Raw genomic sequence first — 14365 nt, 5'->3', positions numbered from 1 at the left:
GCCTTGGATTGGCAAACCCTGCTTACCCGCGAACGCCTCGGAAAGCCTCTGCACAGCCCGGAAGAACTCGGCCGCAGTCCTTTCCACAAAGACCACGACCGGATCATTTTCTCGGGCGCGTTTCGCCGCCTCGGGCGTAAGACCCAGGTCCATCCGGTCACCAGCAATGATCATATCCACACGCGCCTGACCCACTCGCTGGAAGTCAGCTGCGTCGGCCGTTCGCTGGGCATGCGCGTCGGAGAAACCATCCGCAGCGCCCTGCCCGACTGGTGCGAGCCCAGCGACCTGGGCATGGTGGTGCAATCGGCTTGCCTGGCCCATGACATCGGCAATCCGCCCTTCGGCCATTCCGGCGAAGACGCAATTCGCCACTGGTTCCAGCAAGCCGCCGGCCGTGGCTGGCTGGATGCAATGAGCGAAGTCGAACGCAATGATTTCCTCAACTTCGAAGGCAATGCCCAAGGCTTCCGGGTACTCACCCAGCTGGAGTATCACCAGTTCGACGGCGGCACCCGGCTGACCTACGCCACGCTGGGTACTTATCTGAAGTATCCATGGACGGCAAAACACGCGGATTCACTGGGCTACAAGAAACACAAGTTCGGCTGCTATCAGAGCGAATTGCCGCTTCTGGAACAAATCGCCCATAAACTCGGCTTGCCGCAACTCGAGGAGCAGCGTTGGGCGCGCCATCCGCTGGTGTATCTGATGGAGGCTGCCGATGACATCTGTTACGCGCTGATCGATCTGGAAGACGGTCTGGAAATGGAGTTGTTGGAGTACGCCGAAGTCGAGTCCCTGTTGCTGGACCTTGTGGGTGACGATCTGCCGGAAACCTATCGCCAGCTTGGTCCACTGGATTCGCGCCGGCGCAAACTGGCGATCCTGCGAGGCAAAGCCATTGAACACCTGACCAACGCCGCAGCACGGGCCTTTGTCGAGCAACAGGACGCGTTGCTGGCCGGCACGCTGCCCGGCGATCTGGTGGAGCACATGCACGGCCCTGCCAAGCGATGCGTACTGAATGCCAAGGACATGGCGCGCAAAAAAATCTTCCAGGACAAGCGCAAGACCCTGCATGAAATCGGCGCCTACACCACGCTGGAAATCTTGCTCAACGCCTTCTGCGGTGCGGCACTGGAACAGCATAACGGTCGAACGCCGTCCTTCAAGAGTCGCCGAGTCCTCGACCTGTTGGGTAACAATGCGCCCGATCCCCACGGCCCATTGCACGCCTCGTTTCTACGGATGATTGATTTCATCGCCGGCATGACCGACAGCTATGCCAGCGAAATGGCGCTGGAGATGACCGGTCGTTCGAGCCACTGATGAGACCTGGGTGATCAGCCATTGCCGCCTGCAATGGTTGATTTGCCTCTCAAAACCCAAGTGCACTCAACGTTCGCCGAATCCCCCTACAACATGCGCTGAGCTAACTGATCGATTATTCGGTAACCTCGCGAAATAATCTCGCTTCCTTCAGCTCGACAGAAGAAGCGTGAATACTCCTATGTTCAAAGACGATCTGCGCATCTTGCTGGTGGAAGATCATCCCTTCCAACTCCGGGCCACTCAATATCTGCTTGAGAGTTACGGTTTCACCCAACTGACCACTACCGACAGTGCCGATGGCGCCTTGCAACAAATGCTCAAGGCTGTGCAACCATTTGATATTCTTTTGTGCGATCAATGTCTGCCCGACCTCTCCGGGCTTGATCTGGTCGAATTCGCCAGCCACCGGGGGATGATTAGACAGGCCATACTGTTAAGTAGCCTGACATCCGCCGAACTGGATGAACTTGAAAAAAAGGCTAACGAACACGGACTGCCATTGTTGGGGTACTTGATCAAACCGCTGAAACAATCCGAATTTAGAAACTTGTTGACCTTGGCCTCATTGTAAAAAATTGCACACCAAACGCACTAAAAATTCAGCCAGAACACAACTCAAAACTTACAATTAAATACTTCCAACCTCTCGATTAATTATCAACAACCTTTACCCTTCTTCATAAAAAACCTAGTTGATACGTAGTCCCATTCTTCTTCAGCTGTAGGATTGTTCCTATATTGCCGCTGCAGGTCCGTCAGCTCATGCGTCGCCTCAACTATCTGAGCTAAGGTGCGCGCTTTATTAGAGCTCGTATGGGATTTGATTATGAACTCCGTTTTTATTGTCGACGATCACCCGGTCATCCGCCTTGCCGTCAGAATGTTGCTTGAACATGAAGGTTACAAAGTCGTCGGCGAAACTGATAATGGGGTCGACGCCATGCAGATGGTTCGCGAATGCATGCCTGATCTGGTCATTCTCGACATCAGCATTCCCAAACTGGACGGGTTGGAAGTTCTCGCCCGTTTCAACGCAATGAGTACCCGCCTGAAAACATTGGTGTTAACAGCACAGTGCCCGACACTTTTCGGTATTCGCTGCATGCAATCCGGCGCATCGGGATATGTGTGTAAACAGGAAGATCTGAGTGAACTGGTCAGCGCTATAAAGGCCGTATTGTCAGGTTACAACTATTTCCCAAGTCAGGCCTTGAATCCTGTCCGCTGTGATGACGCGCGATTCGCCGACCTGGAACTGTTCAAGTCAGTCAATGACCGGGAACTGATGGTATTGCAACTCTTTGCCCAAGGCCGAACCAACAAGGAAATTGCCAAAGGCATGTTTCTTAGCAACAAGACTGTCAGCACTTATAAAAAACGCCTCATGCAGAAACTCAAAGCCAAATCCCTGGTTGAACTCATCGATATGGCAAAACGTAACGCGTTAGTGTGAGAAACAGGATGCCCAGTCGTATAAAGGATTATCTGACACTCATAGCCGCAGGATTATGCCTGACCGCCTCAGTGGCCGCTGCGCAGACCGTCAGCGAGAACTACACCCTGATGAGTCGCTCAATGGCCGGACACCAGGAAGTCCAACTGGATAACGCACAACGACAATGGATTGAGCATAAACGGGAACTGATCCTGGGCACGTCAGCCCCGGACTACCCCCCTTTCGACCTGACCATCAGTGGTCACGATTACGAAGGTTTTACCGCCGATTACGCGGGCATCCTCGGCAAAACAACCGGTTTGCTAATCAAGGTTCTGAGATTTTCGTCCCGGGAGGCCGCTATAGAGGCACTCGAAAACGGCGAGATCGATTTGCTGGGGACCGCCAATGGATTCGAAGCCCACAACGCTGACATCGTACTTTCCACCCCCTACGCCGTGGACCAGCCGGTTCTGGTGACACGCGAAGGTGAAACCAGATCCTTGACCGATGGCCTGGCCGGTCTGCGCCTGAGCATGGTGTATCACTATTTGCGGCAGGAGGAGGTGAAGGCAATGTATCCGAGGGCGATCATCACGTCCTTTCCGTCCTACCAGAATGCGATCAATGCCGTTGCCTTCGACCAGGCTGACGTTTTTCTGGGTGACACCATTTCCACCCATTACATGATCAACAAGGGGTATCTGAACAACATCCGCATGGCCAACTTCGGCAAACACGAAGCACACGGTTTCAGCTTTGCCGTGCACAAGAACAACCCGCAACTGCTCGGGATCATCAACGCAATACTCATGGCCATCCCCACCAGCGAACGAGACAACATTGCCAAACGCTGGAGTGCCGGCAGTGACATGCTTCTCACCGATCAAAAACTGCAACTCACCGACAACGAAGAACGCTGGCTGGCACAACACCCGGTAGTGCGTGTGGTGGTCAATGAGGCTTTTGCGCCGCTGACGTTTTTCGACAGTGATGGCAACTTTCGTGGGGTTACCGCGGACTTGCTCGAGCTGATCAGATTGCGCACCGGTTTGCGCTTCGACGTCCGTCGCAGCCGCAGTGATGACGAGATGATCGAGCAGATCAGGGACAATAAGGTCGACTTGATCGCCGCCCTGCTCCCCAGCGCCCAACGTGAAATGACGCTGAACTTCACCCGCCCCTATCTGCAAAACTCCTTTGTCCTGCTGACTCGCAAAGCCGCCAACAGCCCGACAAGCCTTGCGCAGTTGCAGGACAAGCGCCTGGCAATTGCCCAAGGCAATCCCCTGGTGGATTACCTGCGCAGCGAGTTCCCGGATCAGGCTGATTGAAACCCCGGACACGTTCAGCGCCGTGGAGTTGTTGGCCGAGGGCAAGGCAGAAGGTGCGGTGAATTCACTGGTGATTGCCAACTACTTCATCTCATCGCAGCTCTTCGAGCACACCCTTCAAATCAGTACCACCATCGGCACCCGGCAGGCCGCGTTCTCCCTGGCCACAGGCCGAGATGCCAAAGAACTGAACGCCATCCTCAACAAGGCACTGCTGAGTATTGCTCCGGAAGAACTGGGCATCATCAACAGCCGTTGGCGCGGCTATTCGGCGTCCTCGCAAAGTACCTGGCGCAACTATCACCGACTGTTCTACCAAATCGTCATCGGTGCCGGGGTGCTGCTGCTGATTTCCGTTGCCTGGAACGCTTACATGCGTCGCCAGATAAAGCAGCGTCAGGCAGCCGAGCGTGCATTGAACGATCAACTCGAATTCATGCGATCACTGGTCAACGGGACGCCTCATCCCATTTACGTCCGCGATCGTCAGGGACTGCTGCAAAGCTGCAACGACAGTTACCTGGAAGCCTTCTGTGCGAGACGTGAAGACGTCATCGGTAAAGGCGTCATGCAAGGCAATATGAGCAATGCGTTCGAAGCCCGGGAATATCAGGCCGATTACCAGCGCGTCGTGGCCGAGGGCATACCGCTGATTCTCGATCGCGCGCTGCACATCGGCGACCGCAGGCTGACGATTTACCACTGGATTCTTCCCTACCGCGATTCGAGCGGTGAAGTACAAGGCATCATCGGCGGCTGGATCGACATCAGTGAACGGCGGCAACTGTTCGATGATCTGCGCTATGCCAAAGAGCGCGCCGATGAAGCCAACCGTGCCAAAACCACTTTTCTGGCGACCATGAGCCATGAGATCCGCACCCCGATGAATGCGGTCATCGGCATGCTCGAACTCACGCTGAAACGCATCGATCATGAGCACCCGGATCGCCCGGCCATCGATGTGGCGTACAACTCGGCGAAGGACCTGCTGGAGCTGATCGGGGACATTCTCGACATTGCACGGATTGAATCCGGACGGCTGAGCCTGAGCCCTGAACGGGTCAATCCAAGTGAAATCGTGGCCTCGGTGGTGCGGGTCTTCGATGGACTGGCGCGCCAGAAAAGTCTCCGGCTGCTGCTGGAATTCCGCCCTGCCAATCCGGGGTTTGATGTCCTGTTGGACCCGATGCGCTTCAAACAGGTGCTGTCCAACCTGGTGAGCAACGCCATCAAGTTTACGGAGCGCGGCCAAATCAGGATCATCGTCGACCTGCACCCAACCGCCGAGCCTGAGCGGGTCCGGATGCTGTTGCAGGTTCACGACAGCGGCATAGGGATCAGTGAACAGGATCAGCGGCGGTTGTTCGAACCTTTCGCTCAGGCCGATCACTCCGGGCAGTCAGCCAGAGGCGGTGCGGGGCTTGGGCTGGTGATCAGCCGCAGCCTGTGCGAAATGATGGGCGGCAGCTTGCAATTGAGCAGCCAGCCGGGTGTCGGTACTCACGTCGAGGTGTCGTTGCACCTGGCAACACTGCCACTCGTACAGATGCCGGAGACTGCTGAAGCGCAAATCCGCACCACGACGCCCCCGTTGAATGTTCTGGTGGTCGACGATCACCCCGCCAATCGCTTGCTTATGTGCCAGCAACTGGAGTTTCTGGGCCACCGATTCAGCGTCGCCCCGGATGGCCAGGCGGGATTTCAGGCATGGGAAGCTGAGCCGTTCGATCTGGTGATTGTCGATTGCAACATGCCGATCATGAACGGATACGAACTGGCCCGCGCCGTTCGCCGACATGAACAAGAAACGCACCGCCCGCCCTGTACCGTGCTGGGTTTTACCGCCAACGCACAACCGGAAGAAATACAACGCTGCAAACAAGCCGGGATGGACGACTGCCTGTTCAAGCCCCTTACCCTGACAGCCTTGAGTCAGTGGTTTGAAGGTATCAGGCCAACTGTCCGCGATCCCGCGTTCAGCCTGCAAGGACTGCGTCTTTTGACCGGCGGAGATCCGGTATTGGACCAGCGATTGTTGACCGAACTGTTGAACAGCAACCGTCTGGACCGACAAGAACTGCTGGCGCTGTCCCCCTCCAAAGAACCTCAGCCATTTCTCGACGTCGCCCACAAAATCAAGGGCGCCGCCCGAATCGTCCAGGCGTCCCGGGTGATCGACAGCTGCGAGGCGATGGAAAAGGCCTGCCATGAAGTGTTTCATCACGACGAAGTGGCCGATTGCAGCAAGGCTATAGAGCGCGCCATGCTCGAATTGGAGCAAGCATTGCAGCAACAGATCGGCCAAAACGACAAAAGCAGAATGACAGAGCCTTAACTATGCTTGGACGCTGAGCAGTGCGTTAACCATCATGGAGAGACCTGCAATGCCCAGCCCACTGCGCCCGGATCAACGTCGGTTCCCCCTGCACGTCCATATCAGCGTGATGTTCACTTTCCTGCTGTTGCTGACTGGCGTGGTGCTGGGCGTTTTCAACTACCGGCAAACCACGCAGATCATTCTTTCCAGCAGTGAACAACTCTTCAACCGCATAGAGCAGGACGTCCGCCTCGACCTGCACGCCACCTATGAGCCGATTCGCCATCTGCTGTCCCTGCTGGCGGAATACCCGGCGACTCAGGCACCTGACCTTGAGCAACGCCTGGCACTGCTCAAACCCTTCAGCCAGTCGCTCAAGGACAACCCCGACCTGGCCTCGTTGTATCTGGGCTATGGCAACGGTGATTTCTTCATGGTTCGACCCTTGCGAACCCCCGACCTGAAAACGCTCCTCAAGGCACCGGATACTGCGGCTTATCAGGTGTGGAGCATTGAGCAAACAGGCAACAGCGGTCAGGTCCGCTCCCAATCATTGTTTTTCGATCAGGATCTGGCCCTCGTCAGCCGCCAGGACAACCCCGACGAAACCTACGATCCGCGAACCCGCGCCTGGTATGCCAACGCCCGTAGCGACAGCGATCAGATCACCACCGAACCCTACATCTTTTTCTCCACCCACAATGTCGGCACTACCCTGGCCCGGCGCAGTGGCGAACAGGCGGTCATGGGTGCCGATCTGACCCTGGTGGAGCTCTCCGCAACCCTGGCCAAACATGTTGTGACTCCGAGTACCGACATTGTGCTGTTCGATGCTGAAGGGAATGCCATCGCGTATCCCGACAGCAGCAAACTGATCATCGACGATCAGACTGCCCGCCTGATCAAAGCCGCCGACCTGAGCCCCAGCCTTGGCGCATTGCTCAACAATCCCCCCGCAGGTAATCGCCTGGATGTCGCCGGTCGTCAATGGATCGTTGCCCGCAGCAGCATGCAGGAAGGCGGCCCCCAGGGACTGCAACTGGCGCTGCTGGTGCCGGAAGATGAGTTACTCGTCGATGCCTACCGCATGCGCTGGCAAGGCGCGTTGATTACCCTGGCCACGCTGTTACTGTGCCTGCCGCTGGGCTGGCTGACCTCGCGGATTCTGGTCAAACCCCTGCGCGCGCTGGTGCGGGAGGCCGATGCAGTTCGCAGTTTCGACTTCAATTTTCCGGCCTCACGTCGCTCTCCCGTGCTCGAAGTCGACCAACTGAGCGTGTCGATGACGCGCATGAAAGACACCCTGGCGAGTTTTTTCCAGATCACCGACAGCCTGAGCGCCGAGACCCGCTTCGCCCCCTTGCTGGAACGGGTGTTGTTTGAAACCGTGAAAATCGGCCAGGCCCAGGCCGGTCTGATCTACCTGCGCGAAAGTGATGGCGATCGCATGGAGCCCCATGGTCTGGTCGTCAACGGCACCTCACGGGCATTGCCGTCATTTGATCTTCGAGGACACGAACTCCAGTCTCCGCAAAGCCCTGCATGGCTACAACAGCTGTCGAATGCCGACAACGTCGTCACCACGCTTGGTTTTGAACAAGCCGGGGATTTGCAGAAGGTGTTGCTTGCGCTGGAGTGTCCGCGCGTTCACCTGATCGGCATTCGGCTGCACAATCGTCATAACGAAACCGTGGGCCTGCTGATCCTGCTGTTGGCCGATACCGGCAATCAGAGCGATCTGGAGAAACTTCGTCCGGACCGCATCGCGTTCCTCCAGGCCGTTTCCGGTGCAGCCGCCGTGAGTATTGAAAGTCAGCGTCTGCAAGCCAAACAAAAACAACTGCTGGACTCCTTCATTCAACTGCTGGCGGGTGCAATTGACGCCAAAAGCCCCTACACCGGCGGTCACTGCCAGCGAGTGCCGGCGCTGACCCTGATGCTTGCCCAAGCCGCCGCGGCCAGCCAGGACCCGGCCTTCAGTGGCTATCAACCCACCGAAGATGAATGGGAAGCGCTGCACATCGCCGCCTGGCTGCACGACTGCGGCAAGGTCACCACCCCGGAATACGTGGTCGATAAAGCCACGAAGCTGGAAACCCTAAACGACCGTATTCACGAAATCCGCACCCGCTTCGAAGTGCTCAAGCGCGATGCCTGGATCAGCTATTGGCAAGCCATGGCCCTGGGCGGTGAAGAGCAGCACCTGGCCGAACTGCGCAACACCACGCTGGCAGCGCTGGACGATGATTTCGCGTTCGTTGCCCGCTGCAACCTGGGTGGCGAGGCGATGGCTGAGACCGATCTGCAACGCCTGCGCAGCATCGCCCAACGCACCTGGATCCGAACCCTGGATGACCGGCTGGGTGTTTCCTGGGAAGAGAACCGGCGTCAGGCGCGGACTCCGGCACCGACACTGCCGGTCAGCGAGCCATTGCTGGCGGACAAACCCGAGCATCTGTTCGAACGGCCCGAAGCCGAACTGATTCCGGAGGACAATCCGTGGGGGTTCAAGCTCGATGTGCCGCGCTACAAGTACAACCGGGGCGAGCTCTATAACCTGAGCGTTGCCCGAGGCACCCTGACCCGCGAGGAGCGTTACATCATCAATCACCACATGGTGCAGACGATTCTGATGCTCAGCCACCTGCCCTTCCCCGGCCACCTCACCAACGTCGCGGAGATCGCCGGCGGCCACCACGAGAAAATGGACGGCACCGGGTATCCCAAACAGTTGAAGCGCGAAGAAATGAGCCTGCCGGCGCGGATGATGGCGATTGCCGATATTTTCGAAGCACTGACCGCCGCCGATCGCCCCTACAAGAAAGCCAAGTCGTTGAGCGAAGCGCTGGGCATCATGGCCACGATGTGCCGGGATGCCCACATCGATCCTGAGTTGTTCGGGCTGTTCATCAACGCGCAAATCTACTTGCAGTACGCCGATCGATTCCTCGATCCCCAACAGATCGATGCGGTTGATCCGACAAGCCTGCTGGTCAAGGCAGGCTTGCGGGCATGATCAGCAGTCGGTCAGGCGCAGGAAAATCGCCGCCAATTGCTCGATACCGGCCTGATCTTCAGCGGTAAAACGTGCCAGTTTCGGGCTATCGAGATCCAGTACGCCGATCAGGCGACCGTCCTTGACCAGTGGCACCACCAGTTCGCTGTTCGACGCGCTGTCGCAAGCGATGTGTCCGGGGAACGCGTGCACGTCCTTGACCAACTGGGTCTGCAAGGTGGCCGCCGCCGCGCCGCACACCCCCCGACCGAACGGAATCCGCACGCAGGCGATTTGTCCCTGAAACGGGCCAAGCACCAGTTCTTCGTTGCGATTGAGATAGAAACCGGCCCAGTTCAGGTCATCGAGCTGGTTGTACAGGAACGCAGAAAACTGCGCGGCGTTGGCAATAAAATCCCGCTCGTCCGCCAGCAATGACTCCAATTGCGCCCACAACATGCCATAGCCTTCGAGGCCTTGGCCGCTCTTTTGTAAATCAATCATGCCTTGTGCTCCAACAACTTCAGCCCGACCCAATAGCGGGCAAATTGATACGCGCAACGTCCGTTGCGATTACCGCGGCCCGTAGCCCAGCGCACCGCGAGGATGTCCAGTTCTTCGTCTCGCTGCCACTTAAGGCCCGCCTTGTCGGCCAGTTGACCGATCCAGTGTTCGACGACGTTGAGGAAGTGCTCCTGAGTAAACGGATAGAACGACAGCCACAATCCAAAACGATCCGACAGCGCAATCTTGTCTTCCACCGCCTCGCTGGGATGGAGTTCGCCGTCAACGCGTTTCCAGTTTTCGTTATCGCTTTCCTTTTCCGGCACCAAATGGCGACGGTTGGACGTGGCGTACAGCAAAACGTTATCCGGGGCCTGTTCGAGAGAACCGTCGAGCACGCTCTTGAGCACGCGATAGTCACCCTCGCCCGACTCGAACGACAGGTCATCGCAGAACAGCACGAAACGCTGGGGCAGCTTGGCGATCTGTTCGACAATACGCGGCAAGTCCGCCAGGTGATCGCGCTCGATTTCGATCAAGCGCAAACCGGCTTCGGCGTGTTCGGCCAGCAAGGCGCGAACCAGCGACGATTTACCGGTACCACGCGAGCCCCAGAGCAGCGCATGGTTGGCCGGCATGCCGTCGAGGAACTGTAGGGTATTACGCCCCAGTTGCTCCACTTGACGGTCTACACCGATCAGGTCGGTCAAACGCGTGTCGAGGCTGACTTGCAGCGGCAACAGAAAACCGCTGCGGCCCTCACGTTGCCAGCGCGCGGCGAGGCAGTGAGTCCAGTCGATGGTTTGCCGAGGTGCTGGCAGCAGCGGTTCGATACGGGCCAAAACGGCATCGGCGCGTTCAAGAAAAGCATTTAATCGGGAATCCACGTCTTCTCCTCGGGCACGTTCACAGTAATGATGGCGATACAGCGACGAAACACAGCGTTCGGTGTCCGGTTCATCCCTTTGTACAAGGGCTCGCGAGAACATCGGTATCCATGCATGATCGACTATGCTTGAGCAGCGAAGGGAAACGGAAGTGGTTCAACACCCCATGGATATCAAGTTCACCAACCGGCTGTCTTACAAGCAAGCCAGGCTTACTGTGCTGGTCGGTTTCATTCTGGGCACACTGCTCAGTCTGCTGCAAATAGGCATCGATTATGCCAGTGAAGACGCCTCCATCAACCGCGAAATCCTGTCTTTGCTGGAAATCAGCCATAATCCCGCGTCCCGTATCGCCTACAACATCGACGCCGAACTCGCTCAGGAACTGACCCTGGGCCTGTTGCGCTCGCCGGCGATCATCGGCGCGCAATTGACCGACAACAACAATACCGTGCTCGCCAACGTCAAACGCCCGGGTGTGCAAAGCGGTTATCGGGTGATCAGCGACTTTCTGTTCGGCGCCAACCGGCAGTTCGAAGACCGTCTCTACCTGGATCACTTGCCAACCGAATCCCTCGGCACCCTGCGTCTGGACGTCGACACCTATTCATTCGGCAACCGGTTCCTGCGTCGGGCCGAGGTGACCCTGCTCAATGGCTTCGCTCGCAGCCTGCTGCTGACCGGCATCCTGCTGGCGCTGTTCTACGTGATGCTGACCAAGCCGTTGGTGCGGGTCATCCGTGAACTCAGCAGTCGCGACCCGCGCAGTACGGAGTTGACGTCGCTGGAGTGTCCGACGGACCATGAAAACGATGAAATCGGTGTACTGGTCAAGGTTGCCAATCAGCAATTCGAAAACATCGCCACCGAAATCCAACAGCGACGCAACGCGGAAAACCGCCTGACCGACTACCTCGGGCAACTGGAGAACATCGTCTCGGCCCGCACTGCGGAACTCAAGGCGATCAACTCCCGGCTCAGCCAATCCAACGAGGAGCTTGAAGTCGCCCGCAGCACCGCCCTGGACATGGCCGAAGCGCGCTCGGTGTTCCTGGCCAACATGAGCCACGAGATCCGCACGCCGCTCAATGGCCTGCTGGGGATGATCGCGCTGTCCCTGGACGGCCCGCTCAATGCCGAGCAGCAACAACAACTGTCCATCGCCCATGACTCGGGCAAAGTACTGGTGGAACTGCTCAACGATATTCTCGATTTGTCGAAGTTCGATGCCGGCCAACTGGAGCTCGAACATATTCCGTTCGACCTCGGTTCGCTGATCGAGGACACCGCCAACCTGCTATCGCAAAACGCCGCGCCGAGTGTCGAGCTGAGCTGCCTGATCGACCCGCACTTTCCGGCCCTGGTGCTCGGGGATCCGACCCGGGTCCGACAGATCGTCAGCAACTTGTTGTCCAACGCCCTCAAGTTCACCCGTTTCGGTCGGGTCGATGTGCGCCTGTCGACGTTCGGAGACGGCGTCAGAATCGAAGTCTGCGACACCGGCATCGGTATCGCCCAGGACGCCCAGGTCAAGATCTTCCAGCCCTTCACGCAAGCGGGTGCCGGCATTACCCGGCAATTCGGCGGGACCGGGTTGGGTCTGGCATTGACCTACAACCTCTGCGAAGCCATGCAAGGGCGCCTCACCATCAGCTCGGAAGCAGGCTTCGGCAGCCAGTTCTGTGCGGATCTGCCGCTGCCCAGCCACACCCGCGCCCTTGCCCCGGCCTCTTTACAGGGCAAGGTCATCGCCATCACCGCCGCCAGCAGTGGTCTGGCAGAACTGTTGAACAGTGTGTTGCCCGGCTGGGGGCTCGACTATGAGCAGCGTTCCATCGATGACTCGTTGCTGGGCCTGAACCCGGATGTACTGATTACCGATTGCCCCGAATGCCTGTTTGGCCTGCGCCCCTCGTGTACAGCCCCCATTCTGCTGGTCACCGCTTACGGCAGTTTCATGCCCAGCGAAGAAGCCATCGCCCTCGCCCCTTTGCAACAACAGGCGCGGCCTCTGGCGCGCAACGCGCTGTACCAGACACTGCGGCGAACCCTGCAGCCGGAACTCAACACGATCAACGGTGCCCGGCTCGACGCCCTCTCCCCACAACGACGCGGACGCGTGCTGCTGGTGGAGGACAATCCGGTCAACCAACTGGTGGCCAAGGGGATGCTCGGAAAACTCGGTTGCGAGGTGATTGTCGCCGGTCACGGTGGTGAGGCGCTGGATCAGCTGGAGCAGAGTGAATTCGATCTGGTGCTGATGGACTGCAACATGCCGGTGATGGACGGCTACGAGGCCAGTCGGCAAATCCGTCGCAGCGGACGCTGGCCACAGCTGCCCATCGTCGCCCTGACCGCCAACGCCATGTCCGAAGAGCGCGAACGCTGTCGTGCGGCAGGCATGAGCGATTACCTGGCAAAACCCTTCCGCCGGGAAGAGTTGGCTGCCCTGCTGGACTTGTGGGTCCCTACTACGACAGTGCTTTGATTTGCCCCAAAAGGTGATCAAGGCCATCGCGCAGATCATTCAGGCGATCCAGATCCACACCGCTGTCGCATAACAGACGAGCCTTGAGCGGCCCGACCTGATCACGCAAAGCCTTGCCGGTTGGCGACAGGCTCAAATGTACTTCACGCTCGTCCCGCGCCGAGCGCTGACGCTGAACCAGTTGCAGTTGCTCAAGACGCTTGAGCAACGGCGTCAGCGTGCCGGAATCCAGCGCCAGGCGTTCGCCCAACGCCTTGACCGTCGGCTGCTCTGGGGCTGCCTCCTGCCATTCCCACAACACCAGCATCGCCAGGTATTGCGGGTAGGTCAGGCCGAGCTGATCGAGCATCGGCTTGTAGGCGCGGATCACCGCACGGGAAGCGGCGTACAGTTTGAAGCACAGTTGACTGTCAAGCTTCAGGGAATCGACTGACAAGGTGTTCATTTGAGCAGGGCTTCGATCTCGCGGGTCAGGTCCTGCGGCTTGGTCGCGGGGGCGAAGCGCTTGACCAGCTGGCCATCCTTGCCGATCAGAAACTTGGTGAAGTTCCACTTGATGCCTTGGGAACCCAGAACACCCGGCGCGCGCTTTTTCAGTTGAACGAACAGCGGATGGGCACCGGCGCCATTGACTTCAATCTTTTTGAACAGCGGAAAACTGACGCCGAAGTTCAACTCGCAGAACTCGGAAATCGCCCCTTCGTTGCCTGGCTCTTGCTTGCCGAACTGGTTACACGGAAAGCCCAGCACCACCAGACCTTGATCCTTGTAGGTCTGCCACAACTCTTCAAGGCCTTTGTACTGCGGAGTGAAGCCGCATTTGCTCGCAGTATTGACCACCAACACGGCCTTGCCGGCGAAATCCGCCAGGGTCTTTTGCTCACCCTTGATGGTGGTGCAAGGGATGCTCAGCAGATTGTCGCTCATGGTTCGGACTCTAAATGAGGGAAGATGAGACAAACATAGCGAGCAATTGAATTGTGTGCAATTTAATAAATCAATTGCCGACCAACTGTAGGAGCCGCCGAAGGCTGCGATCCTTTGATCTGGCTCTTTTAAATCTCAAGCAA

General features: G+C 57.8%; 9 protein-coding genes and 1 pseudogene. 6 read left to right on the top strand and 4 right to left on the bottom strand.

Annotation, left to right across the window (positions count from 1 at the left end):
• Positions 1-3: 3 nt before the first annotated feature.
• The 5 genes and pseudogenes from ACA059_RS08240 to ACA059_RS08220 all read left to right on the top strand — a co-directional run bounded on the left by ACA059_RS08240 (position 4) and on the right by ACA059_RS08220 (position 9437).
• Positions 4-1332: a deoxyguanosinetriphosphate triphosphohydrolase gene (locus tag ACA059_RS08240; protein WP_056742437.1), complete on the top strand. Its 1329-nt coding sequence runs from the start codon at positions 4-6 to the stop codon at positions 1330-1332.
• Between the two features lie 181 nt (positions 1333-1513).
• Positions 1514-1906 (top strand): response regulator, encoded by a 393-nt coding sequence (locus ACA059_RS08235; protein WP_056742438.1) that lies wholly within the window; start codon positions 1514-1516, stop codon positions 1904-1906.
• 255 nt (positions 1907-2161) lie between these two features.
• Complete coding sequence (locus tag ACA059_RS08230; protein WP_046049241.1) at positions 2162-2788, top strand: response regulator transcription factor; 627 nt, start codon at positions 2162-2164, stop codon at positions 2786-2788.
• An 8-nt stretch (positions 2789-2796) separates the two neighbouring features.
• A pseudogene (locus ACA059_RS08225) lies at positions 2797-6439 on the top strand (transporter substrate-binding domain-containing protein).
• A 49-nt stretch (positions 6440-6488) separates the two neighbouring features.
• Entirely contained in the window at positions 6489-9437 is a 2949-nt protein-coding gene (locus tag ACA059_RS08220) for an HD domain-containing phosphohydrolase (protein WP_497633364.1), read from the top strand.
• On the opposite strand, the gene ACA059_RS08215 is transcribed toward ACA059_RS08220, so the two are convergent.
• Positions 9438-9920: a GAF domain-containing protein gene (locus ACA059_RS08215; protein WP_497633363.1), complete on the bottom strand. Its 483-nt coding sequence runs from the start codon at positions 9918-9920 to the stop codon at positions 9438-9440.
• The gene (locus tag ACA059_RS08210) at positions 9917-10807 is read right to left on the bottom strand and encodes an ATP-binding protein (RefSeq protein WP_140683416.1); all 891 of its coding nucleotides are present in this window, start codon (positions 10805-10807) and stop codon (positions 9917-9919) included. Before ACA059_RS08210 ends, ACA059_RS08215 begins: the two co-directional genes overlap by 4 nt.
• A 166-nt stretch (positions 10808-10973) precedes the next feature.
• Between ACA059_RS08210 and ACA059_RS08205 the strand changes: the two genes are divergently transcribed.
• Positions 10974-13295, top strand: a complete 2322-nt coding sequence (locus tag ACA059_RS08205; RefSeq protein WP_497633362.1) for a hybrid sensor histidine kinase/response regulator — start codon at positions 10974-10976, stop codon at positions 13293-13295.
• Here the strand turns inward: ACA059_RS08205 and ACA059_RS08200 are convergent.
• Together ACA059_RS08200 and ACA059_RS08195 are read right to left on the bottom strand one after the other, a co-directional pair.
• The gene (locus tag ACA059_RS08200) at positions 13279-13740 is read right to left on the bottom strand and encodes a MarR family winged helix-turn-helix transcriptional regulator (protein ID WP_008145868.1); all 462 of its coding nucleotides are present in this window, start codon (positions 13738-13740) and stop codon (positions 13279-13281) included. The genes ACA059_RS08205 and ACA059_RS08200 overlap by 17 nt on opposite strands.
• Complete coding sequence (locus ACA059_RS08195) at positions 13737-14222, bottom strand: glutathione peroxidase (RefSeq protein WP_008002671.1); 486 nt, start codon at positions 14220-14222, stop codon at positions 13737-13739. The genes ACA059_RS08200 and ACA059_RS08195 overlap by 4 nt, the downstream gene beginning before the upstream one ends.
• Positions 14223-14365: the final 143 nt, after the last annotated feature.

The sequence above is a fragment of the Pseudomonas sp. LBUM1647 genome (assembly GCF_059716175.1).
Note: the sequence above shows the minus strand (reverse complement) of the source record. Positions and strands in the feature narration are given on the sequence as shown.